Here is a 22518-nt window from a genome sequence, read left to right as displayed (position 1 = left end):
TGAACCCCACCCGCGGCCGCCGCCGGGTGGTTACGATCGCGTCCGTGTCCGTACTCCCCCTCGTCTTCACCAGCGGCTGGGCCAGCGGGATCAACGCCTACGCGGTGGTCCTCATGTTCGGCGTGCTCGGCGCGACCGGCGTCTCCGACCAGGTGCCGCAGGCGCTCCAGCGCCCCGACGTCCTGATCGCCGCCGGGGTGCTGTTCCTGTGCGAGGCGGTGGCGGACAAGGTTCCGTACGTCGACTCGATATGGGACTCGGTCCACACCGTGATCCGGCCCGTCGCCGGCGCCGTGGTCGCCGCGCTGCTGGCAGGTGAGAGCGGTTCGCTGCCGGAGCTCGCGGCGGGAGCCGTGGGCGGCTCCACCGCGCTGATCAGCCATCTGGTCAAGGCGGGCACCCGGATGGCGATCAACACCTCGCCGGAACCGTTCAGCAACATCGCCGTGAGCGTCGCGGAGGACCTCGGGGTCGCCGGGATCATCTCCTTCGCGGTCTTCAACCCGGTGGCCGCCGCCGTCATCGCCGGGACGCTCCTCGTACTGGGCATCGTCACGGTGCTCTTCCTCGCCTCGAGGATCCGCCGGTTCCTGCGGCGCCGGGCGCAGCGCCGGGAGGCTGGACGCGTGGGCGCGGTGGGCGTCCAGCGGCCACCGGACTGGTGAGCGAAGGCGGCCGGGCCGTGCGCGTACCCGGCCACGAAACCGGTGGTCGCGGGTAATAAAGTCGCGGTCATGGCACGGATTGCGGTGATCGGCGCCGGGATGGGCGCGATGGCGGCTGCCGCCCGGCTGGCCGTGGCAGGCCACCGGGTGACGGTGTACGAGCGTCTGGCGACCCACGGCGGCTCGGTGGGCCGCTTCGAGCGGGACGGCTTCGCCTTCGACACCGGGCCCGGTCTGCTGCATCTCCCGGCGGTCTGGCGGGACCTGTTCGTGAAGACCGGCAAGGAACCGCTGGAGAAGTGCGTCGAACTGACGCAGGTGGACCCGGCGAACCGGCACGTCTTCGCCGACGGCACGGACGTCAGCCTCCCCAACGCGTCGAGGGCCGGCACCCTCGCCGCGCTCGAAGCGGCGCTCGGACCGGGTTCCGGCGAACGCTGGGGCGAGTTCCTCAATCGCGCGCGGGACGCCTGGGAGCGCTCGCGCCGTCCGCTGCTGGAGGAGCCGCTGCCCGCGGACACCGCCTTCCTGTCGAAGGACCCCTACCCGGCGTTGCGGCAGGGCCTGTTGCGGCGGCCGGCCCGCACGCTCGCGGAGATCGGCACCCGCGAGCTGCGCGACCCGCGCCTCGCCGCGCTGCTCGACAGCCACGCCGTGGCGTACGGCCTCGACCCCCACGGCGCGCCCCCGTCCGCCGCGGTGCTGCCGTACATGGAGCAGACCTTCGGCTCCTGGTACGTGAAGGGCGGCCTGCGCGCCCTCGCCGACGCGGTGTACGAGCGCTGCGTGGCCAGGAAGGTGGAGTTCGTCTTCGGTGCCGCGGTGACGGGCGTGCTGGAGAAGGACGGCCGCGCCGTCGGCCTGGAGCTGGACCAGGGCGGGCCGGTGGAGGCGGACATGGTGGTCTCCGGGGCACCGGTGCCGTCGCTGTTCGAGAACCGCATCGTGACGTGGGCCCGTCCCGACGAACGGCCGCACGCGCGGCCGCGGACGGGCACCGGCCGGCTGACCGTCCATCTCGCGCTGCGCGGCGGCCGGCCGGCCGGCACCGTGCACCGCACCGTGGTGCACGCCCCGGACCAGGTGGCGGAGTGGGACGAGATCCGCGCCGGTCGGACGGGCTCGCGGCCCACCGTGGTCGTGATGCGGCCCGACGACCCGCTGCTGCGGCCGGACGACGACCACGAGACGGTCACGCTGACGTCCACGGTGCCGGCCGAGCCGGCCGGCGGGCAGAGGTGGGCGCAGATCGGGGAAGGGGCCGCCGACAGGATGGTGGCGGCGGCGGAGGCCGCTGTCCCCGGGCTGCGTGAGCGGATCCTTTGGCGCGTGGTGCGCACTCCGGAGGACACCCGCCACGACACGGCTTCCGCCGCGGTCCCGGCCCCGGCGCTGGCCGGGGCGTCGGGCACGTTCCTGCCGGCGATGAACACATGTCCTCTGGACGGTCTTTATCTCGCCGGGGGCTGGGCACATCCCGGGGGCGGGCTGGCGCATTCGGGCATGTCCGGTGCGCTGGTGGCCGGGCTGATCGTGGAGGGCGCGGACTTCCGCGGCTCCCGCTGAGCGGCGGCGGCCGCCACCGCCGAAGGTCAGTAGCGGTACTGCTGCTGCTCGTTGTACCCGTTGTCGTAGTAGGCGGGCGGCTGCTCCTGCTGATCGCCCTCACGCTGCTGCGGGACCCACACGCCGCCGGGCGGGGTGTCGCTGTAGCCCTCCTGCTGCCCATAGCCGGCGTACTGCTGCTGGTCGCCGTAGCCGCCGCCGTACGTGTCGTAGGTGCTGTACTGCTGGCCGCCCACATAGGGGTCGGAGTACGTGGCGTACTGCTGGCCGCCGGTGCCGTAGTCGTACTGGCCGGCGTACGTCGCCGCTTCCGCCGGCTGCTGCTGCGCGTAACCGTGGTCGTCGTACGCGTTGTAGGCGCCGTAGCCCGAGCCCTGTGCGGCGTAGCTCTCGTCGCGGGTCCCCGCCTGCTCCGCCTCCGGCCGGGCGGCGTACGCCTCTTCGCTGTAGACGCCGTACTGGCCGGTGTCGTCGGGCAGCGGCTGCGGCTCGTAGACGGCGGGGCCCGTGGCGCCCGGTGCCTGGCCGGCCATGTCGTAGGCCGGCTCGACCGAGTCGTAGGAGAGGTCGGTGACCTCGAGCGTGGGTTCCCTCGTCGCTTCCGGGTCCGCGCCGGACCGGCGCCGCCTGCTCGCGCCGGGGCTGCCGCCGAGGGCCCAGCCGGTGGAGAAACCGCGCCGGAAGGAGAGGGTCACATAGGTCTGGCCGACCGCGAACGCCATGGCGCCGAGGGCGATCACCACCACGGACGGCAGCAGCACGCCTATCACGACGCCCAGGAAGCCGCCGAACGCGAGCAGCCGCCAGCGCAGCCGTGCCTTGTACTGCAGCAGCACCTCACCGAGCAGCCACAGCGCGACGATACCGAACGCGATATAGAGGACCGTCCAGCCCATGTCCGCCCCTCTCCTGCGGCCGCCGCCCCGGTGCGGGGCGGGTACGACCGGTCACGACTGCTCGTGCAGTCCGAGATTCTCGTAGATTTCGAGCGTCGCGGTGGAGTTGTTGAGCGTAATGAAGTGCAGCCCCGGGACACCCTCGGCGAGCAGCCTCGCGCAGAACTCCGTCGCGAACTCGATGCCAATGGAGCGTACAGCGGCCGGATCGTCCTTGACCGCGAGGATGCGCTCTTTCAGGTCCGCCGGGAAGTGCGCGTTGCTGAGCGTGGCGAAGCGTTCGATCTGCTTGACGCTGGTGACGGGCATGATCTCGGGAATGATCGGGGTTTCGCAACCCGCCGCGGAAACCCGGTCACGAAGCCGCAGATAGTCCTCCGGCACGAAGAACATCTGCGTGATCGCGTAGTCGGCACCGGCTCGACACTTGTCGACGAAGTGCCGGGTGTCCTCGTCCCAGTCCTTCGAGCGGGGGTGCATCTCGGGGAAGGCCGCGACGCCCACGCAGAAGTCGCCGGACTCCTTGATGAGCCGGACCAGGTCGGCCGCGTAGCGCACGCCCTCCGGATGCTCGACCCACTCGCCCATCGGGTCGCCGGGCGGGTCGCCGCGGACGGCGAGGATGTTGCGGATTCCCGCGTCGGCGTACTGGCCGATCATGTTGCGCAGTTCGGCGATCGAGTGGTTGACCGCGGTGAGGTGCGCGACCGGCGTGAGAGTGGTGTCGGCGGCGATCTCCTGCGTGGCCTTGACCGTGCCGGCGCGGGTGGAGCCACCGGCGCCGTAGGTCACGGAGACGAAGTTCGGGGCGACCGCCTCGACCCTGCGCAGCGCGTTCCACAGGTTCCGCTCGCCCTTTTCGGTCTTGGGCGCCCAGAACTCGAACGAGTACGACGTCTTGCCCGTCGCAAGCATGTCGCGCACCGTGCGTGCGCGATCCGTTCTGGTGGAAGCAGTACCGAGGGCCATACGGGCAGGTTAGCCAGACCGAGGGGATCCTCGAACCGAATCAGGGAAATATGTCGGTTTTGCCGGTGTCTTGTCCATCCCTTGGACAGAGATGGACGATCACCGTGACCGTCAGGCGGTCCGCTCCCTGACCCGCTTCGCCAGGTCGGCGGCGGCCGCGGCCGGATCGGCGGCCTCGGTGATCGCCCGCACGACGACGACCCTGCGCGCCCCGGCGTCCAGCACCTCGTCCAGATTGGCGGCGTCGATACCGCCGATCGCGAACCACGGCCGGTCACCGGCCAGGCCCGCCGTGTACCGCACCAGGCCGAGACCGGGAGCGTGCCGTCCGGGCTTGGTGGGAGTGGGCCAGCAGGGCCCGGTGCAGAAGTAGTCCACCCCCGGCTCGACGGCGGCGGCCGCCGCCTCGCACTCGCTGTGCGTCGAGCGGCCGATCAGCACGCCGTCCCCGAGGATCGCGCGGGCGGCCGGCACCGGCAGGTCGCCCTGGCCCAGGTGCAGCACGTCGGCGCCGATGGCGTGAGCCACGTCGGCGCGGTCGTTCACCGCGAGGAGCTTGCCGTGCCGGCGGCAGGCGTCGGCGAAGACCTGGAGGTGCTCCAGCTCCTCCGCGGCCTCCATGCCCTTGTCACGCAGCTGCACGATGTCCACGCCGGAGGCCAGCACGGCGTCGAGGAACTCGGGCAGGTCCGCCTGCCCCTTACGGGCGTCCGTGCACAGATAGAGCCGGGCGTCGGACAGCAGCGTGCGAGCCGTGGACATGAGGCGATCCCCCCGTTGGGCGGCGGACGCACGGGCCGGGCGGCCCGGCCGTGCGTCCGCCGGCGATGATGGTTTCCGTCGGTTCAGACGGCGAGCGCCTGGGCCCGGCGCTTCACCTCCGTGCCGCGATTCTCGCTGAGCGCCTGGGCAGGCGTGCCCGGCAGGGTCGGGTCGGGGGTGAAGAGCCACTCGAGCATCTCTTCGTCGGTGAAGCCGTCGTCCCTCAGCAGGGTCAGGGTCCCGGACAGGCCCTTGACCACCTTGTTGCCGTCGATGAAGGCGGCAGGCACCTGGAGCGCCCTGTTCTCACCGCGGCGCACGGCGATCAGCTGGCCGTCCTTGACCAACTGCCGCACACGCGTCACCTCGACATCGAGCATTTCCGCGATGTCCGGCAGGTAGAGCCAGGCGGGGACGAGGGCATCGATCTTTGCGTCAATCTCGGTCACGGGGACAAGCCTGCCATCCAGGACCGACAGTCGGTAGCCAGGACCTACCGTGCCGCCGCCTTCAGAGGGACGGAAGGGTCGGCCGCCCGCGCCGGATCCAGCTCGGTCCCGGACACGATCAGCTTGCGGCCCTGTGCCAGATCACGGGGCCTGCTCACCGTCAGCAGGGCCACGAGGACGCCGTCGCGCAGCCACAGCACGGACCAGGTGTCCTCCGCCGGACTGCCGCGCCACAGCAGCGTGTCGGCGGCGCCGTGGTGGCCCGCGTACTGGACGAAACGGCCGAACTGCTCGGACCAGAAGTACGGCACCGGGTCGTACGCCTCCGGGGCCGGGGGCCGGGGCTCCTGGTCGCCGAGGATGTTCGCCGCGACGGTGCGCGGGCCCTGGAGCGCGTTGTCCCAGTGGTGGACGAGCAGCCGCTCGCCGTACCGGCCGGACGGGTAGGAGGCGCAGTCCCCGACGGCGTACACGTCGGGAGCGGAGGCGCGCAGATACTGGTCGGCGACCACCGCGCCGTCCGGGCCGAGCTCGATGCCGGAGCCCGCCAGCAGGGCGGTGGCGGGGCGCGCGCCGATACCGACGACCACGGCGCCGGCCGGGATCCTGCGCCCTCCGGCCAGGACGACGGCTCCCGGCTCGACGGCTTCCACCTTGGCGCCGGTGATCAGCTCGGCCCCGTGCTGCTCGTACCAGGCGGCCATCGGGGCGGCGACCTCGGCGGGCATGGTCCCGGCGAGCGGGCGGCCCGCGGCCTCCACGACGGTGACGCGGCACCCGGCCTCGCGGGCGGCGGTCGCGAACTCGGCGCCGATCCAGCCGGCGCCGACCACGACGATGTCGTGCTGCTCGACGAGCAGCGGCCGCAGCCGGGCGGCATCGTCGAGCGTGCGCAGCAGATGCACACCGGGGACGCCGACGGTGCCCGGCAGGGTGACCGGCTCGGCGCCGGTGGCGAGGACCAGCACGTCGTAGGGGACGGGGCCGGAGACGGTGTCGACCTCGTGCGCGTCGGTCCGCACCCGGGTCACCTCGAGACCCAGGCGCAGCTCGACGCCGAGTGCCTCGAAGTCGATGTCGAAGGCTGAGTCCTCCGCCTTGCCGAGCAGGATCGCCTTGGACAGCGGCGGTCTGTCGTACGGCTGGTGCGGCTCCGCGCCGATCAGGGTGACCGTGCCGGTGAATCCCTGCTCGCGAAGGGCGACCGCGGTCTGCACGCCGGCCATGCCCGCGCCGACGATCACCACGCGCCGCCGCGGCTCGGTCCGCCGTCCTTCGTCCGCCCGCGTCTGCTGCTGCCGTTCGTCCACCCGCACACCATACGTACCTGACTGGGGGTCAGCAGGGGCGGATCAGGAAGCATGCTCCTCCACGACGCTCGTCCCGCTGCCCTCCTGGGACTCCCACTGCCAGCTCTCCTCCAGCCGCACCCGGCCGTCCGGCAGGTCCACGACCGTGGAGAGGCAGTGGCCGGAGGAGGTCCCGCCGTCCGTCTTGAGCTGCACATAACGGAAGTCCAGCCGGTCGCCGTCCCTGGTGCCCACCAGATGGCCGCGGACCACGTCGCCGCCTTCGTACTCGGCCCAGATCCGGCCCCGTTCCTCGTGGTACGTGAACCGGGTCCGGGTGCCGACCTGGCCCGGGGCCTGGTCGGCGACCGGGGAGAGAACAAGTCCGTCGAGCGACTTCGCCACTGCTGCGGCTCCCTTACAACGCGTCGGGGCGTGCGGTTAGGGTGGCCACCGTAAGGCACTCGCGGGAGCCCGGACGTACCGGGCTGAGAGGGAGGCTGGCCGGCCTCCGACCGTACGAACCTGATCCGGGTCATGCCGGCGAAGGGAGGGGCTGGACGCCCATGTCTCGTACACCGAGCCCAGACGTCCTCGTCATCGGGGGCGGAATCATCGGCCTGGTCACGGCTTGGCGCACCGCGCAACGGGGCCTGCGGGTCGCCGTGGCCGACCCGGAACCGGGCGGCGGGGCCGCGCAGGTCGCCGCCGGCATGCTGGCCGCCGTCACCGAACTGCATTACGGCGAGCAGACGCTGCTCGGCCTCAACCTCGAGTCCGCGCACCGCTATCCGGCCTTCGTCGCCGAGCTGGAGGAGACGTCCGGCCGGCGGGTCGGCTACCGCTCCTGCGGCACGCTCGCCGTCGCCCTCGACGCCGACGACAGGGCGCATCTGCGTGAACTGCACGCCCTCCAGCACCGGTCGGGGCTGACGTCCGAGTGGCTCACCGGCCGTGAGTGCCGCCGCCTCGAGCCGATGCTGGCCCCCGGCGTCCGCGGCGGGCTGCGGGTCGACGGCGACCACCAGGTCGACCCCCGCCGGCTGGCCGCGGCCCTGATCGCCGCCTGCGAGCGCGCCGGGATCGACTTCCGCCGCGGCTGGGCGGAGCGGCTGCTCGTGAGCCCCGGCCGGGCGGCCGGGGCGGTACTCGCCGACGGCACGGAGATCTCCGCGGGACAGGTCGTCCTTGCCGGCGGCAGCATGAGCGGACGGCTGGGGGGCGTACCGAAGGACGTGCTCCCGCCCGTACGCCCGGTGAAGGGCCAGGTCCTGCGACTGACCGTGCCACGCCCCTACGCGCCGTTCCTGTCGCGCACGGTGCGCGCCGTGGTCCGCGGCAGCCATGTCTACCTCGTGCCGCGCGAGGACGGCGAGCTGGTGGTGGGCGCGACCAGCGAGGAGCTCGGCTGGGACACGACGGTCACCGCGGGCGGGGTGTACGAGCTGCTGCGCGACGCGCACGAGCTGGTGCCCGGGATCACCGAACTGCCGCTCGTGGAGACCCGGGCGGGACTGCGCCCCGGCTCCCCCGACAACGCGCCGCTGCTGGGCCTCACCGAACTGCCCGGACTGCTGCTGGCCACCGGGCACTACCGCAACGGCGTGCTGCTGACGCCCGTCACCGGCGATGTGCTGGCCGACGCGCTGACGACCGGTGAACTCCCCGAAGTGGCACGGCCCTTCTCACCACGCCGCTTCTCGTCCGTCCTTCAGGAGCAGCCCGCATGAACACCTCCGTGAACGACAGCGTCGACGCCGCTGTCGCCGCCTCCGCCGCTGCCCCCGTCGGTGCCTCGGCCGCCGACGCGGTCGCCGCTTCGGCCGCGGCCGGCGATCGGGTCCGCGTCCTCGTCAACGGCGAGTCCCGGAACGTCGCGGCCGGCACCACGCTGGACGTGGTCGTCACAGCGCTCTCCGCCGCGACCTCCGGCGTCGCCGCGGCCGTCAACGAAGCGGTCGTCCCGCGCGGCGAATGGGCCGCCACCCCGCTCGGCGACGGGGACCGTGTCGAGATTCTCACCGCAGTGCAAGGAGGCTGAACGGCCATGGCCGACGACCGTTTCACCCTCGGAGGGACCACCTTCGACTCCCGTCTGATCATGGGCACGGGCGGTGCGCCCAGCCTCGACGTGCTCGAGAGGTCCCTCGTCGCGAGCGGCACGGAACTGACGACCGTCGCGATGCGGCGCCTGGACCCGACGGTCCAGGGGTCCGTGCTGTCCGTCCTGGACCGGCTCGGCATCCGGGTCCTGCCGAACACCGCGGGCTGTTTCACCGCCGGCGAGGCGGTGCTCACCGCCCGCCTCGCCCGGGAGGCCCTCGGCACCGACTGGATCAAGCTCGAGGTCGTCGCTGACGAGCGGACGCTGCTGCCGGACGGCGTGGAGCTGCTCGACGCGGCGGAGACGCTCGTCGACGACGGCTTCACCGTGCTGCCGTACACGAACGACGACCCGGTGCTCGCGCGGAAGCTCCAGGACGTGGGCTGCGCGGCGATCATGCCGCTCGGCTCGCCGATCGGCTCCGGGCTCGGGATCCGCAACCCGCACAACTTCCAGTTGATCGTCGAGCAGGCGGACGTCCCCGTCATCCTGGACGCGGGCGCCGGCACGGCGTCGGACGCCGCGCTGGCGATGGAGCTCGGGTGCGCGGCGGTGATGCTGGCGTCGGCGGTGACGCGCGCGCAGGAGCCGGTCCTCATGGCGGAGGCGATGCGGCACGCGGTGGAGGCGGGCCGGCTGGCGTTCCGCGCGGGCCGGATCCCGCGACGCCACTTCGCGGTGGCGTCGTCGCCGCACGAGGGGCGGGGGGCGCTGGACCCGGAGCGGCCGGCGTTCTGAGGGGGCGGGTGCGTGGGCGCCTGCGGCGGGCTCGTTCCCCTGCCCGCCCCTTCCCGAACCGGGGCAAGCCCCGGACCCGTACGGCCTTCGGCCGTGCCCTCAATCGCCGGGCGGGCCGGATTTCGCTCCGCGAAACCAGCCCCGCCGGCAACTCCAGCCCCGCCGGCGATGGAGGCGCGGGGATCCGGTGGGGGTCCTCACACGCCGCCAGGCGTAGGGGAGGAGCCCCCAGAAACACCGCGCGAAGCGCGGTACGCCGCCCGCAGGGCGGCACGGGGTCCGGGCGGAGCACGGTTTCGGGAAGGGGCGGGTAAGGGAAACGGCCCCGCGCAGCGGCCACCGCCCGCCCCCACCGCGTCACAGCTCGGCTGCAGTCCCGCCCCGTCCCCGTCCGACTCGTCGGACCCCGTCTTCCCGGCTCGTAGAATCGGCGCGTGGATACGACCCTCCAGGACCCCCTCGTCGGGCAAGTGCTCGACGGCCGCTACCGCGTCGATGCGCGCATCGCCGTCGGCGGCATGGCCACGGTCTACCGGGCCGTCGATACCCGGCTCGACCGGGTGCTCGCTCTCAAGGTGATGCATCCGGATCTCGCCACGGACGCCACGTTCGTGGAGCGGTTCATCCGCGAGGCGAAGTCCGTCGCACGGCTGGCGCACCCGAACGTGGTGGGGGTCTTCGACCAGGGCGCGCAAGGCGCGTACGTGTATCTGGCGATGGAGTACGTGGAGGGCTGCACCCTCCGTGACGTCCTGCGGGAGCGCGGCGCGCTCCAGCCGCGGGCGGCGCTCGACATCCTGGAGCCCGTGCTCGCCGCACTCGGCGCCGCGCACCGGGCCGGGTTCGTGCACCGGGACATGAAGCCGGAGAACGTGCTGATAGGGGACGACGGCCGGGTCAAGGTCGCCGACTTCGGTCTGGTGCGCGCGGTCGGTTCCGTGACCAACACCTCGGGCACGGTCCTCGGGACGGTCTCCTATCTCGCGCCGGAGCAGATCGAGTACGGCACGGCCGACACCCGTGCCGATGTGTACGCGTGCGGGGTCGTCCTCTACGAGATGCTGACGGGCGCGAAGCCGCACGCCGGTGACACTCCGGCCCAGGTCCTGTTCCAGCACCTGAACGCGGACGTCCCGGCGCCGTCCGCGCTCTTCCCGGGGCTCGCCGTCGAGCTGGACGAGCTGGTGGCGAGCGCGACGGCCCGTAATCCCGAGGTCCGCCCGCACGACGCGGTGGCCCTGCTGGCCCAGGCGCGCGAGGCGCGTGCGGCGCTCGGCGCCGAACAGCTGGACGCGGTCCCGCCGCGGGCCCGCACCGAGGAACCGGCGGCGGGCGGACAGGACCGCGCCGCGTCCGACGAGGACCGTACGGATGTCATTCCTCGGAAGCCGGCCGCCGCGGAGCCCGAGGTGCACCACACGGCCCGGCTGATCCTGCCGCCTCCGGAGCGGCCGGAGCCGGAATCAGTGCGTCCGGTCGGCCGGGGCCTGCCGTTGTCGCGCCGCGGTCTGGTCGCCCTGCTGCTCGCGGTGATCACCGTGATCGGTGTGGGTGCGGGTGTCTGGTACATCAACTCGGGCCAGTTCACCCGTGTGCCGCCGCTGATCGGCAAGAGCGAGCAGCAGGCCCGGGAGGCGCTCGACAAGGCGGGCCTGGAGCTGAAGACCGTCCGCCACGACTTCAGCGAGACCGTGTCCCGCGGCAGCGTCATCAACAGCGATCCGGGCACGAACGAGCGGATACGGGGCAACGGCTCCGTGACGATCACCGTCTCCCGCGGTCCGGAGATCGTGAAGGTTCCAGAGGTCTCCGGCAAGCCGCTGGCGGAGGCGGAGCGCGAGCTGCGCAAGGTGGGGCTGGCGCCGGGCGTGGTGAGCAAGGAGTTCGACGAGAGCGTCGCTCAAGGCTCGGTGATCCGCACGGACCCGGCCGCCGGCAGCGGCCGCAGCCCCGACACCGCCGTGTCGATCGTCGTCAGCAAGGGCGCGCCGATCGACATGCCCGATGTCACGGGTGACTCCGTCGAGGACGCGACGGCCGAGCTCGAGGAAGCCGGTCTGAAGGTGAAGGTCGCCGAGGAGCGGATCCACTCCGAGCAGGAGGCCGGCAGCGTGGCCCGGCAGTCCGCCGCCGAGGGGGCCAGGCTGGCCCGCGGCGACACGGTCACGCTGACCGTCTCCAAGGGACCGCGGATGGTCGACGTGCCTGACGTGGTCGGCGACAAGGTGGACGACGCCACCGCCGAGCTGGAGGAGGCGGGCTTCGTGGTGAAGGTCGAGAAGAACTTCCCGTTCCTCGGTGACGAGGTCGAGAGCCAGTCCGTCGAGGGCGGCGGCCAGGCGCCGGAAGGCAGCACGATCACGATCAAGACCAAGGGGCTCTAGTTCTCATGCGCAACCCTGTCGGCGGCCACGTTCCCGTGGCCGGCGGCCTCGCCACGACCGGGCTCGTCTACGCGAGGGAGCTGGAGGCGGAGACCGTGCAGGTCTTCGTGGCCAATCCCCGGGGCTGGGCGACGCCGAAGGGGAATCCGGCCCAGGACGAGAAGTTCCGGGTCGAATGCGCGGCCGAGGGCATCTCGGCCTGGGTGCATGCCCCCTATCTGATCAATTTCGGCTCCCACACCGGAGCCACCGTCGAGCAGTCGGTCCTCTCCTTGAGGCACTCGCTGCGCCGGGCCCGGGAGATCGGCGCCCGGGGCGTGGTGGTGCACACCGGTTCGGCGACGGGAGGCCGCACCCGTGAGGTGGCGCTGGCCCAGGTACGGGAGCGGATGCTGCCGCTCCTGGACGAGCTGACGCATGACGACGATCCGTTTCTGCTTCTGGAGTCGACGGCCGGCCAGGGCTCCTCGCTCTGTTCCCGCACCTGGGACTTCGGTCCCTACTTCGAGGCACTCGACGCGCATCCGAAGCTGGGCGTCTGCCTGGACACCTGCCACATCTTCGCGGCCGGGCACGACCTGGCGGCTCCCGACGGGATGGCGCGGACGCTGGATCTGCTGGTGGAGACGGTGGGCGAGGGGCGGCTGAAGCTGATCCACGCGAATGACTCGAAGGACGTCGCCGGGGCACACAAGGACCGTCACGAGAACATCGGCTCGGGCCACATCGGCGAAGAACCGTTCCGCGCGCTGATGTCGCATCCCGCCACCGAGGGCGTGCCCCTGATCATCGAGACGCCCGGCGGCAAGGAGGGACATGCCGCGGACGTGGCCCGGCTGAAAAAACTTCGCTGAGACCCTGCGGGAATACCCCTAGGGGGTATACGGTTCCTACCTGACGACAGGAACCGCTACCGCACGTTGGGGGCACGCCATGCGGCACGAGACGCACGTGAACCACTCGGACCACTCGGAGCACGGGCACCACGCCCACCACGGCCACGCACAGGGCCCGGGGAAGGCGAGCTGGGGCATGGCGGCCAAGGCCACCCTGCACTGCCTCACCGGCTGTGCCATCGGTGAGGTGCTCGGCATGATCATCGGTACCGCGCTGGGCTGGGGCAACGCCCCGACGATGATCCTCGCCATCGCGCTGGCCTTCTTCTTCGGCTACTCGCTGACGCTGTGGGCGGTCCTGCGGGCCGGCCTGACCCTGAAGGCGGCGATCGGCGTGGCCCTCGCCGCGGACACCATCTCCATCACGGTCATGGAGATCGTCGACAACGGCGTACTGCTCCTCGTCCCGGGCGCGATGGACGCCCACCTGGCCGACTTCCTCTTCTGGGGCGCGCTCGCCTTCGCGTTCCTCGTCGCGTTCGTGGTCACCACTCCGGTCAACAAGTGGATGATCGGCCGCGGCAAGGGGCACGCGGTGGTCCACCAGTACCACTGACATCCCGCACGGCGGACCTCACGGCCCGGGGCTCAGAGCTCCGGGCCGTCCCCCGGTTCCTCCTGATAGGAGTACCGCTGCTCCCGCCAGGGATCGCCGAGGTTGTGATAGCCCCGCTCCTCCCAGAAGCCACGGCGGTCGGCCGTCATGTACTCCACGCCCCGGACCCACTTGGGCCCCTTCCAGGCGTACAGATGCGGGACCACCAGACGGAGCGGGAAGCCGTGCTCCGCCGTCAGCAGCTCGCCGTCCTTGTGGGTGGCGAAGATCGTGCGTTCCGCGACGAAGTCGGAGAGGCGGAGATTGGCGCTGAAGCCGTACTCCGCCCAGACCATCACATGGCTGACGGAGGGCGCCGGCGGGGCGAGTTCCACGATCGTACGGGCGGGCACGCCGCCCCATTCGGCCCCCAGCATGCTGAACTTCGTCACGCAGTGCAGATCGCCGACCACGCTCGAGTAGGGCAGCGCCGAGAACTCCTCGTGGTTCCAGCAGTGCTTCTCACCGTCGGCGGTGGCGCCGAAGACCCTGAATTCCCAGCGGTCCGGCTTGAACTTGGGTACAGGTCCGTAGTGGGTGACGGGCCAGCCTCGCTGGAGTCGCTGCCCCGGCGGAAGCTCGGACTCCTCTGGTGCGCGGTATTCCCGGCTCTCCGGCTGACCCATGCCTTCAATGGTGACAGACCGGGAGGGGTGGTCATGACCAGGTCTGGGCCGATTCGGGCAACTCCTACTAAGCGTGCACTTACTGGACGCTCCCGTGCCGCGGTGCGAGGATGCGCGAACCTGCCCAGACATACGCGCGGAAGGAGCCTCTGCGATGCAGGGCGACCCCGAGGTCCTCGAGTTCCTCAACGAGCAGCTGACTGCCGAGCTGACCGCGATCAACCAGTACTTCCTGCACGCGAAGATGCAGGAGAACTTCGGCTGGACGAAGCTCGCCAAATACACCCGTGCCGAGTCCTTCGACGAGATGAAGCACGCGGAGGTGCTCACCGACAGGATCCTCTTCCTCGACGGCCTGCCGAACTACCAGCGGCTGTTCCATGTGCGCGTCGGGCAGACGGTCACCGAGATGTTCCAGGCGGACCGGCAGGTCGAGGTGGAGGCGATCGACCGCCTCAAGCGCGGTATCGACGTCATGCGCGCGAAGGGGGACGTCACCTCGGCGAACATCTTCGAGTCGATCCTCGCTGACGAGGAGCACCACATCGACTACCTCGACACCCAGCTGGACCTGGTCGACAAGCTCGGTGAGGCGCTGTACATCGCCCAGCTGATCGAGCAGCCGGAATCCTAGGCGACGAACGCGGGCCGGCGACGGACGCAGGACGGGGCCGGGCGGGGGCGGGTTCGCCGAACGCTACGCGGCTTCGCCGAGCGCGGGCGCGGTGCCGGCTTCCGGCTCCGCGGCCAGGACGGAAGCTCCGTCGCCCTGCTCCAGCAGCTCGCGGCGGGGGCAGGTGCCACGGCCCAGGATCCCCTGTATGCGCCGCACGCAGGAACCGCAGTCGGTGCCGGCCTTGGAGACGGACGCGATCTGCCGGGGGGTGCAGGCACCGGCATCCGCATGCTCCTTGACCTGCTTCTCCGTGATGCCGAAGCACGAGCAGACGTACACGCCGTTCACCTCCCGGGATCGATTGGTTGTCGCCGTCCCGCTGATCGGTGAGGCTAACCTAACCTTACCCGCAGCCTCCGGCGGGTAAAAGCCCCGAATATGCCGGTGGGGCGTGGATCACATCGATCCACGCCCCACCGGCACATCTCCTCGGCTACTGGTCGCGGTACATCTCCGCGACGAGGAACGCCAGGTCCAGGGACTGGCTGCGGTTCAGCCGGGGGTCGCAGGCCGTCTCGTAGCGCTGGTGCAGGTCGTCGACGAAGATCTCGTCGCCGCCGCCCACGCACTCGGTGACGTCGTCACCGGTGAGCTCGACGTGGATGCCGCCGGGGTGCGTGCCGAGCGCCTTGTGGACCTCGAAGAAGCCCTTGACCTCGTCGAGCACGTCGTCGAAGCGCCGGGTCTTGTGGCCGGACGCCGCCTCGAAGGTGTTGCCGTGCATCGGGTCGGTCACCCAGGCCACGGTCGCGCCGGAGGCGGTGACCTTCTCGACCAGCTCGGGGAGCTTGTCGCGGACCTTGTCGGCGCCCATACGGACGATGAAGGTCAGCCGGCCGGGCTCGCGGTCGGGGTCGAGACGGTCGATGTAGGTCAGCGCCTCGTCCACCGTCGTCGTCGGCCCCAGCTTGATGCCGATCGGGTTGCGGATCCTGGAGGCGAACTCGATGTGCGCCCCGTCCAGCTGGCGGGTGCGCTCACCGATCCAGACCATGTGGCCCGAGGTGTTGTACAGCCGGCCGGTGCGGGAGTCGGTCCGGGTCAGGGCCGACTCGTAGTCCAGCAGCAGGGCCTCGTGGGACGAGAAGAACTCGACCGTGCGGAACTCGGCCGGGTCGGTGCCGCAGGCCTTCATGAAGTTCAGCGCGTTGTCGATCTCCCGGGCGAGCTGCTCGTAGCGCTGGCCGGAGGGGGACGACTTCACGAAGTCCTGGTTCCAGGCGTGCACCTGGCGCAGGTCCGCGTAACCGCCGGTGGTGAAGGCGCGCACGAGGTTGAGCGTCGAGGCGGAGGCGTTGTACATCCGCTTGAGGCGCTCGGGGTCCGGGATGCGGGCCTCTTCGGTGAAGTCGAAGCCGTTGACGGAGTCGCCGCGGTAGGTCGGCAGGGTCACGCCGTCGCGGGTCTCCGTCGGCTTGGAGCGCGGCTTCGAGTACTGGCCGGCGATACGGCCGACCTTCACCACGGGCACGGACGCGGCGTAGGTGAGGACCGCGCCCATCTGGAGCAGGGTCTTCAGCTTGTTCCGGATGTGGTCGGCGGAGACGGCGTCGAAGGCCTCGGCGCAGTCGCCGCCCTGGAGCAGGAACGCCTCGCCCTTGGCGACGGCTCCCATCCGGGCGCGCAGCTGGTCGCACTCGCCCGCGAAAACGAGCGGCGGATACGACTCGAGGTCCGCGATCACATCGCGCAGAGCCTCGGCATCGGGGTACTCGGGCTGCTGCGCCGCGGGCAGGTTTCGCCAGGTGTTGCCACCGGTAGCGGTGGTCTTAGCGTTCACGGTCACAGGCACAACCCTACGGCTTCCCGCCACCTGTCCGGCCCGGTGCCCAGCGACTGAGACGCCCGCCCGAAATGTCCCTCGAGAACGTTCACCCGATCGAGTGGTGTTACCCTGCGGCACGTTTTCGAAACGGATCACAACACAAGACGGACCAGGGGTGGGCGTGAGCCAGGGGCACCGCAGAGATCGCACGAAGAAACGGCTCTTCTACGGAGTGGCGGCAGCAGTCGTCGCCACTGCCACGATCGGGACGGTCGCGGTGGCATCGCCCGACCTCGTCGGTCTCGGCAGCGACGAGGGCAGCCGGAACGAGTCGCTCCAGAGCCAGTTCGCGGAGGCGGCGCGCGAGTTCGACGTACCCCAGAGCGTGCTGATGGCGGTCTCGTACCGGCAGACGCGCTGGGAGTCGCACGACGGTGAGCCGAGCGTCACCGGCGCGTACAACGTGATGGGCCTGACGGACGTCGACCCGGAGGACATCGAGACCGAGGAGGCCGGCGAGGAGGCCATCGCCCACTTCAACGGCAGCGGCAAGCGGGAGATCGAGAAGTCCTTCGATCCCGCCAAGGTCCGTCGGATTCTGGCCGAGGCGACCGTCGACACCGACGATCCCCGGCTCCACACCGTGGACAAGGCCGCCGAGCTGGTCGACAGCTCCCCCGAGGCGGTCCAGAGCGACACCTCCGAGTCCATCCGGGCCGGCGCGGCTCTGCTCGCGGAGTACCAGAAGGAGGCCGGTGCGGAGCTGTCCGACAACCCTGGCGCCTGGTACCCGGCCGTGGCGCGCTACAGCCAGTCGCCGGAGAAGAAGGGCGCCGACCTCTTCGCCAAGCGGGTCTTCGAGTCGATCAAGACGGGTGAGCGGGAGCTCACCCTGGACGGCGAGCAGGTCTCCCTGCCGGCCGACCCGTCGGTCCGGCCGGTCAAGCCCGCGAACGTCCCGCTGGCGGCGAGCTACGCCTCCACCACGGCGGTGCCGACGCCCGAGTGCCCCACCGGCCTGTACTGCAACTTCGTGCCGTCGCGCACGTCGAGCACTGGCAAGCGCAACTACACGCTGGCCGACCGCCCGAACCAGGGCGTGGACATCCGCCAGATCGTCATCCACGACACCGAGGGCGGCTACGACGGCTCGCTCGCGGCGCTCACGAACCCGGACGTCCCGGGCAGCGCGCACTATCTGATCCGCGCCTCGGACGGTCTGGTCACCCAGATGATCGAGAACAAGCACCTGGCGTGGCACGCGGGCAACTGGACCCACAACATGCATTCGATCGGCGTGGAGCACGAGGGCTACGCGATCAAGGAAGGCAAGTGGTACACCGAGTCCCAGTACCAGTCATCCGCCGACCTGGTGAAGTTCCTGGCCACGAAGTACAACGTGCCGCTGGACCGGGAGCACATCATCGGCCATGACGAGGTGGCGCTCCAGACGGACGCCGGCATGGCCAATCTCCACTGGGACGCGGGCCCGTACTGGGACTGGAACCACTACATGGGCCTGATGGGCGCCCCGCAGGGCGACCAGGGCGCGGGCGGTCCGCTCGCGGCCGGCCAGGTGGTCCGTGTCGTTCCCCCGTTCACCACGGCGAACCAGCCGAAGCTCACCGTCGGTGGCAACGCCGTCACCGCCCGCCCGTCCAACTTCGGCTACCTCTACACGTCGCCCTCGACGAGCGCGTCGACGCTGACCGACCCGTATTTCACCTCCCTCTGGTCCGAGGGCTCGAACTACGGGAACAAGGTCCGTGCCGGTGGCAGCTACGTCGTCGCCGAGGCCAGGACCAACTGGACGGCGATCTGGTACGCGGGCAAGAAGGCCTGGTTCTACAACCCGGGCGGCCAGTACACCGTCCCGGTGGCCAATGCCACGAGCGTCAAGGTGAAGGCCGGTGCGACCTCGGCCAAGGTCTACGGGCGTTCCTTCCCGGAGACCGCCGCCTACACCGCCGCGGGCCTCGAGGCACCCGGTGACGAGAACGCCCACCTGACGAAGTTCACCTTCGCCTCCGGCCAGGCCTATGCGAAGGCCGGACCCGCGGTGAAGGGCGACGACTGGTTCGGCTCCGCGCAGAAGAACGTCATCGGCGACACGCTCTACGTGCCGATCCGCTTCCACCACAAGATCACCTGGGTGAAGGCGGACGACGTCGTGGAGGCCACCCCCACCGCGCCGGACGCCGGCACCACCCGGTTCAACGTGCTCGCGCGTGACGCCGGCGGCTCGCTGTACCAGTACCAGGGCACCGGCACCGCGACAACGCCGTTCTACAGCCGCTACCGCATCGGCGCCGGCTGGCAGGGCTACAACCTGATCACCGACCTGGGTCCGCTGCGTGCGGACGCTCAGGTGGGCGACATGGTGGCCCGTGACGGCTCCGGCGTGCTGTGGCACTACGTGGCGAGCGGCAACAAGGACCAGCCGTTCAAGCCCCGTCTGAAGGTGGGCGCGGGCTGGAACATGTACAACATGGTCTTCAGCACCGGTGACATGGACGGCGACGGCAAGGGCGACGCCATCGGCCGGGAGAGCTCCGGCGTCATCTGGTTCTACCGCGGCACCGGCATCCCCGGCACGCCGTTCGCCCCCCGGGTGAAGGTCGGCTTCGGATGGCAGATCTACAACACCATCCTCGGCCCGGGCGACCTGGACGCGGACGGCAAGGCCGACCTGGTGGGCCGTGACGGCTCCGGCGTGCTGTGGTTCTACAAGGGCACGGGCAGCGCCACCGCGCCGTACGCCCCGCGTGTCAAGGTCGGCGCCGGCTGGAACATGTTCAACACCCTCGTCACCACCGGCGACCTCGACCGCGACGGCACCGCGGACATGGTCGCCCGCGAGCCCTCCGGCGCGCTGTGGTTCTACAAGGGCACGGGCAGCGCCACCGCGCCGTTCGCGCCCCGTACGTCCATCGGTCCCGGCTGGCAGATCTACAACACGCTGATCTGATCGCACCGAACCAGCACTCCGCCCGCGGCGCCGCGGCCCGTCCTCATCGTGGGACAGGCCCCGGCACCGCGGGCGGATGCGTTATCGTCGGCGTCATGTTCGCGCAGCAGATCCAGAACTGGTGGTGGACCGCACTCCGGCGGCCCACTGCTTCCTGATCGCGCGCAGCACCGATCGCGAAGGCCGCCCGAGGGGCGGCCTTCACTGTTTTCCCGACAGCGGCCGTTCCTCCCCTCTTGGAAGGAACACCCCGCATGCTCATCGGACGACTGCTCGACGACGACTGCCCCCCGTTCGCCCTGCTGCACCGCCGTACGCCGGGCCGCGACCACGGCACCGTCGAGGTGCTGATCGGCGACGTCCACGAGGCCGCCCGTCTGGCCGACATCCCGGTGGGCGGGCAGCCCTCCCTGGCGCTCGTGCCCTTCCGCCAGATCGCGGAACGCGGCTTCGACGTGACCGACGACGGCACGCCCCTCGCGGTCCTGGTCGCCCGCGAGAGCCATGAACTCGCCCTCGGGCAGGTCCTGGAGGAGCTGCCCCGGCACGAGGTGCGCGTCGAGGCGGGCACGTTCGACGTCGGCGACGAGGAGTACGCGGACATCGTGCGGCGGGTCGTCGAGGAAGAGATCGGGCAGGGCGAAGGCGCCAACTTCGTGATCCGGCGCACCTTCACCGGTCGGATCGACGGCTTCGGCCGGGCCGACGCGCTCGCCCTGTTCCGGCGCCTGCTGACCGGCGAACGCGGCGCGTACTGGACCTTCGTGGTCCACACCGGCAACCGCACGCTGGTCGGGGCGAGCCCCGAGGTGCATGTGCGGATGACCGGCGGCACGGTCGTGATGAACCCGATCAGCGGGACCTTCCGGTATCCGCCCGGGGGGCCGACCGCCGAGGCGCTGCTCACCTTCCTGGACGACCGCAAGGAGCGCGAGGAGCTCTCCATGGTGGTCGACGAGGAGCTGAAGATGATGTGCACGGTCGGCGACATGGGTGGGGTGGTGGTGGGGCCCCGGCTGAAGGAGATGGCTCATCTCGCGCACACCGAGTACGAGTTGCGGGGACGCTCGTCCCTCGACGTGCGCGAGGTGCTGAAGGAGACGATGTTCGCCGCCACGGTCACGGGGTCGCCCCTGCAGAACGCCTGCCGGGTCATCTCCCGCCACGAGGTGGGCGGCCGCGGCTACTACGCGGGCGCGCTGGCGCTGATCGGCGAGGACGCCTCCGGCACGCAGACGCTCGACTCGCCCATCCTGATCCGTACCGCCGACATCGACGCCACGGGCACCTTGCGGGTGCCGGTCGGGGCGACGCTCGTGCGGCACTCCGACCCGGCCGGCGAGGTCGCGGAGACACACGCCAAGGCGGCGGGGGTGCTCGCCGCGCTGGGAGTGCGGCCGGCGCGGTCCGGGGCCGGGGGCCCGGCGCCGCGGCTGGCGGACGATCCGCGCGTGCGGGCGGCGCTGGACTCCCGCCGGGCCGACCTGGCCCCGTTCTGGCTCCGGATGCAGGAGCAGTCCGCGAGACTCTCCGGGCACGCCCTCGTCGTCGACGGGGAGGACACCTTCACCGCCATGCTGGCGCATCTGCTGCGCTCGACCGGGCTGGCGGTGACCGTGGTGCGCTACGACGCGCCCGGCCTGCGGGAGCGTGCCCTCACCCACCCGGGGCCCGTGGTGCTGGGGCCGGGCCCCGGCGATCCGGCCGACGCGTCCGATCCGAAGATGCGCTTCCTGCGGGCCCTCGCCGCCGACCTGCTGAAGGGGCACCGCCACGGTCTGCTGGGCGTGTGCCTCGGCCATGAGGTGCTGGCCGTGGAGCTGGGGCTGGAGATCGTCCGCAAGGACGAGCCGTACCAGGGGGCGCAGGAGCGGATCGACTTCTTCGGCCGTCCCGAGACGGTCGGCTTCTACAACAGCTTCACCGCGCGCTGCGACGAGGTCACCGCGGCCGAGCTCGCCATGCACCGGATCGAGCTGAGCCGGGACGAGGCGACGGGAGACGTGCACGCGCTGCGCGGCGGCGGCTTCGCGTCCGTGCAGTTCCATCCGGAGTCGGTGCTGACCATGAACGGCGCGGCAATGACGGCGTCACTGCTGGCGGGCGTGCTGGTCGGCTGAGGGACACGGCGCTCAGGGGGCGGGCGCGGCGGGGACGAGCACGTTCTCGCTGCGCCGGCCCTCGAGGTGGTCCCTGATGTTCGACGCGGTGGTGTCCACGATCTGGGCGACCGCGTCCGCGGTGTAGTACGCCTGGTGGGAGGTGACCAGGACGTTGGGGAACGTCATCAGCCGGGCGAGGGTGTCGTCGTCGACCGCCTCCATGGACCGGTCGAGGAAGAACAGCCCCGCCTCCGCCTCGTACACGTCGAGGCCCACTCCCGAGAAGCGGCCCTTGCGCAGTTCGCCGACGAGGGCTTCGCTGTCGATCAGGCCGCCGCGGCTGGAGTTCACCAGGATCGCGTCGTCCTTCATCGCGCGCAGTTCCTGGGCGCCGATCAGATGCCGGGTGGCGGGCAGCAGCGGTACGTGGAGGGTGACCAGGTCCGCGGCGGCGAGCAGTTCGTCCTTGTCCACGTACTCCATGCCCAGGTCGACGCAGACGGGGTTGGGCGCGACGTCGAGGCCGAGCAGCCGCATGCCGAAGCCGTGGGCGATCCGGGTGAACGCCTCTCCGATCTTGCCGGTGCCGATCACGCCGGCGGTGCGGCCGCACATGTCCCGGCCCATCAGGCCGTCGAGGCGGAAGTCGAAGTCGCGGGTGCGGTTGGCGGCGCGGACGATACGCCGGTTGACCGCCATGGCCAGTGTCCAGGCGAACTCGGCGACGGAGTACGGCGAGTAGTACGACACCCTGGCGACGGTGAGCCCGAGCTGCCCCGCCACATCGAGGTCGATGTTGTTGAAGCCGGTGGAACGCTGAGCGATCATCCTCGTGCCCCCGTCGGCGAGGGTCCGCAGCACCCCTGCGTCCAACTGGGCGTTGACGCTGGTGGAGATGACCTCGTGACCGGCGGCGATGGCGGCGGTGTCCGCGTCGAGGAACAGGTCCAGGCACCGGACGCCCTCGTGGAGATCCGCGAAGGCCTTCTCGATGAGCGGCTTCTCGTCGGCCTGGACACCATAGGCGAGGATTTCCACGTTCTCTCCCGATTCACGAGCTATGGGCCG

22 protein-coding genes and 1 riboswitch are annotated in these 22518 nt (G+C 71.0%); of the genes, 12 read left to right on the top strand and 10 right to left on the bottom strand.

The window, feature by feature from the left end:
• Positions 1–44: 44 nt before the first annotated feature.
• Positions 45–665, top strand: coding sequence for a DUF4126 domain-containing protein (locus ACTMTU_RS16840; protein ID WP_441264288.1), 621 nt, complete (start codon positions 45–47; stop codon positions 663–665).
• A gap of 69 nt (positions 666–734) precedes the next feature.
• Complete coding sequence (locus ACTMTU_RS16835; protein WP_441264287.1) at positions 735–2231, top strand: phytoene desaturase family protein; 1497 nt, start codon at positions 735–737, stop codon at positions 2229–2231.
• Positions 2232–2257: 26 nt separating this feature from the next.
• Here the strand turns inward: ACTMTU_RS16835 and ACTMTU_RS16830 are convergent, their stop codons facing one another.
• The 6 genes from ACTMTU_RS16830 to ACTMTU_RS16805 form a co-directional block, all read right to left on the bottom strand.
• Positions 2258–3127, bottom strand: coding sequence for a hypothetical protein (locus ACTMTU_RS16830; protein WP_441264286.1), 870 nt, complete (start codon positions 3125–3127; stop codon positions 2258–2260).
• Between the two features lie 51 nt (positions 3128–3178).
• Entirely contained in the window at positions 3179–4096 is a 918-nt protein-coding gene (gene metF / locus ACTMTU_RS16825; protein ID WP_441264285.1) for a methylenetetrahydrofolate reductase [NAD(P)H], read from the bottom strand.
• 111 nt (positions 4097–4207) lie between these two features.
• A complete protein-coding gene (gene thiE / locus ACTMTU_RS16820; RefSeq protein ID WP_441264284.1) occupies positions 4208–4858 on the bottom strand; it encodes a thiamine phosphate synthase in 651 nt (216 codons plus the stop codon).
• Positions 4859–4941: 83 nt separating this feature from the next.
• Positions 4942–5307 (bottom strand): Rv2175c family DNA-binding protein, encoded by a 366-nt coding sequence (locus ACTMTU_RS16815; RefSeq protein ID WP_053557401.1) that lies wholly within the window; start codon positions 5305–5307, stop codon positions 4942–4944.
• Positions 5308–5351: 44 nt separating this feature from the next.
• A complete protein-coding gene (locus ACTMTU_RS16810; RefSeq protein WP_441264283.1) occupies positions 5352–6617 on the bottom strand; it encodes an NAD(P)/FAD-dependent oxidoreductase in 1266 nt (421 codons plus the stop codon).
• 42 nt (positions 6618–6659) lie between these two features.
• Complete coding sequence (locus ACTMTU_RS16805) at positions 6660–7001, bottom strand: hypothetical protein (protein WP_441264282.1); 342 nt, start codon at positions 6999–7001, stop codon at positions 6660–6662.
• A gap of 51 nt (positions 7002–7052) precedes the next feature.
• Positions 7053–7165, top strand: a riboswitch (TPP riboswitch).
• Here ACTMTU_RS16805 and thiO point away from each other — a divergent pair.
• The 6 genes from thiO to ACTMTU_RS16775 all read left to right on the top strand — a co-directional run bounded on the left by thiO (position 7163) and on the right by ACTMTU_RS16775 (position 13274).
• Complete coding sequence (gene thiO / locus ACTMTU_RS16800) at positions 7163–8326, top strand: glycine oxidase ThiO (protein ID WP_441264281.1); 1164 nt, start codon at positions 7163–7165, stop codon at positions 8324–8326. (Overlaps the previous riboswitch by 3 nt.)
• Complete coding sequence (gene thiS, locus ACTMTU_RS16795; RefSeq protein WP_441264280.1) at positions 8323–8637, top strand: sulfur carrier protein ThiS; 315 nt, start codon at positions 8323–8325, stop codon at positions 8635–8637. Before thiO ends, thiS begins: the two co-directional genes overlap by 4 nt.
• Before the next feature lie 6 nt (positions 8638–8643).
• Positions 8644–9438, top strand: coding sequence for a thiazole synthase (locus ACTMTU_RS16790; protein ID WP_441264279.1), 795 nt, complete (start codon positions 8644–8646; stop codon positions 9436–9438).
• Between the two features lie 434 nt (positions 9439–9872).
• Positions 9873–11822: a Stk1 family PASTA domain-containing Ser/Thr kinase gene (pknB, locus tag ACTMTU_RS16785; protein WP_441264278.1), complete on the top strand. Its 1950-nt coding sequence runs from the start codon at positions 9873–9875 to the stop codon at positions 11820–11822.
• Between the two features lie 5 nt (positions 11823–11827).
• Positions 11828–12676 carry a deoxyribonuclease IV gene (locus tag ACTMTU_RS16780; protein WP_441264277.1) on the top strand — a complete coding sequence of 283 codons (849 nt, stop codon included), beginning with the start codon at positions 11828–11830 and terminating at the stop codon, positions 12674–12676.
• A gap of 79 nt (positions 12677–12755) precedes the next feature.
• A complete protein-coding gene (locus ACTMTU_RS16775; RefSeq protein WP_441264276.1) occupies positions 12756–13274 on the top strand; it encodes a DUF4396 domain-containing protein in 519 nt (172 codons plus the stop codon).
• A 32-nt stretch (positions 13275–13306) separates the two neighbouring features.
• Here ACTMTU_RS16775 and ACTMTU_RS16770 read toward each other — a convergent pair whose 3' ends face one another.
• Positions 13307–13939, bottom strand: coding sequence for a sulfite oxidase-like oxidoreductase (locus ACTMTU_RS16770; RefSeq protein ID WP_307705922.1), 633 nt, complete (start codon positions 13937–13939; stop codon positions 13307–13309).
• A gap of 154 nt (positions 13940–14093) precedes the next feature.
• Between ACTMTU_RS16770 and bfr the strand changes: the two genes are divergently transcribed.
• The gene (bfr, locus tag ACTMTU_RS16765) at positions 14094–14573 is read left to right on the top strand and encodes a bacterioferritin (protein ID WP_189475531.1); all 480 of its coding nucleotides are present in this window, start codon (positions 14094–14096) and stop codon (positions 14571–14573) included.
• Between the two features lie 63 nt (positions 14574–14636).
• On the opposite strand, the gene ACTMTU_RS16760 is transcribed toward bfr, so the two are convergent.
• Complete coding sequence (locus ACTMTU_RS16760; protein WP_441264275.1) at positions 14637–14903, bottom strand: (2Fe-2S)-binding protein; 267 nt, start codon at positions 14901–14903, stop codon at positions 14637–14639.
• Between the two features lie 145 nt (positions 14904–15048).
• The gene (locus tag ACTMTU_RS16755) at positions 15049–16395 is read right to left on the bottom strand and encodes a class II 3-deoxy-7-phosphoheptulonate synthase (RefSeq protein WP_078535526.1); all 1347 of its coding nucleotides are present in this window, start codon (positions 16393–16395) and stop codon (positions 15049–15051) included.
• Positions 16396–16561: 166 nt separating this feature from the next.
• Between ACTMTU_RS16755 and ACTMTU_RS16750 the strand changes: the two genes are divergently transcribed.
• From ACTMTU_RS16750 to ACTMTU_RS16740, 3 genes are all read left to right on the top strand, one after another.
• On the top strand, positions 16562–19348 hold the full coding sequence (locus ACTMTU_RS16750; RefSeq protein ID WP_441264274.1) for an N-acetylmuramoyl-L-alanine amidase: 2787 nt from the start codon (positions 16562–16564) through the stop codon (positions 19346–19348).
• Between the two features lie 95 nt (positions 19349–19443).
• The gene (locus ACTMTU_RS16745) at positions 19444–19506 is read left to right on the top strand and encodes a trp operon leader peptide (protein WP_159695253.1); all 63 of its coding nucleotides are present in this window, start codon (positions 19444–19446) and stop codon (positions 19504–19506) included.
• A 96-nt stretch (positions 19507–19602) separates the two neighbouring features.
• Entirely contained in the window at positions 19603–21468 is a 1866-nt protein-coding gene (locus ACTMTU_RS16740; protein ID WP_441264273.1) for an anthranilate synthase family protein, read from the top strand.
• Between the two features lie 12 nt (positions 21469–21480).
• On the opposite strand, the gene ACTMTU_RS16735 is transcribed toward ACTMTU_RS16740, so the two are convergent.
• Complete coding sequence (locus ACTMTU_RS16735) at positions 21481–22488, bottom strand: 2-hydroxyacid dehydrogenase (protein ID WP_441264272.1); 1008 nt, start codon at positions 22486–22488, stop codon at positions 21481–21483.
• Between the last annotated feature and the right edge of the window lie 30 nt (positions 22489–22518).

The sequence above is a fragment of the Streptomyces sp. OZ13 genome, from assembly GCF_052068155.1.
GTDB lineage: Bacteria > Actinomycetota > Actinomycetes > Streptomycetales > Streptomycetaceae > Streptomyces.
Note: the sequence above shows the minus strand (reverse complement) of the source record. Positions and strands in the feature narration are given on the sequence as shown.

What these genes read in the sequence shown, in the direction of transcription:
- ACTMTU_RS16835 (WP_441264287.1), top strand. Translation starts at nt 735, where the DNA reads ATGGCACGGATTGCGGTGATCGGCGCCGGGATGGGCGCGATGGCGGCT.
- ACTMTU_RS16830 (WP_441264286.1), bottom strand. Translation starts at nt 3,127, where the DNA reads ATGGGCTGGACGGTCCTCTATATCGCGTTCGGTATCGTCGCGCTGTGG.
- metF (WP_441264285.1), bottom strand. Translation starts at nt 4,096, where the DNA reads ATGGCCCTCGGTACTGCTTCCACCAGAACGGATCGCGCACGCACGGTG.
- thiE (WP_441264284.1), bottom strand. Translation starts at nt 4,858, where the DNA reads ATGTCCACGGCTCGCACGCTGCTGTCCGACGCCCGGCTCTATCTGTGC.
- thiO (WP_441264281.1), top strand. Translation starts at nt 7,163, where the DNA reads ATGTCTCGTACACCGAGCCCAGACGTCCTCGTCATCGGGGGCGGAATC.
- thiS (WP_441264280.1), top strand. Translation starts at nt 8,323, where the DNA reads ATGAACACCTCCGTGAACGACAGCGTCGACGCCGCTGTCGCCGCCTCC.
- ACTMTU_RS16790 (WP_441264279.1), top strand. Translation starts at nt 8,644, where the DNA reads ATGGCCGACGACCGTTTCACCCTCGGAGGGACCACCTTCGACTCCCGT.
- ACTMTU_RS16780 (WP_441264277.1), top strand. Translation starts at nt 11,828, where the DNA reads ATGCGCAACCCTGTCGGCGGCCACGTTCCCGTGGCCGGCGGCCTCGCC.
- ACTMTU_RS16775 (WP_441264276.1), top strand. Translation starts at nt 12,756, where the DNA reads ATGCGGCACGAGACGCACGTGAACCACTCGGACCACTCGGAGCACGGG.
- ACTMTU_RS16770 (WP_307705922.1), bottom strand. Translation starts at nt 13,939, where the DNA reads ATGGGTCAGCCGGAGAGCCGGGAATACCGCGCACCAGAGGAGTCCGAG.
- bfr (WP_189475531.1), top strand. Translation starts at nt 14,094, where the DNA reads ATGCAGGGCGACCCCGAGGTCCTCGAGTTCCTCAACGAGCAGCTGACT.
- ACTMTU_RS16740 (WP_441264273.1), top strand. Translation starts at nt 19,603, where the DNA reads ATGCTCATCGGACGACTGCTCGACGACGACTGCCCCCCGTTCGCCCTG.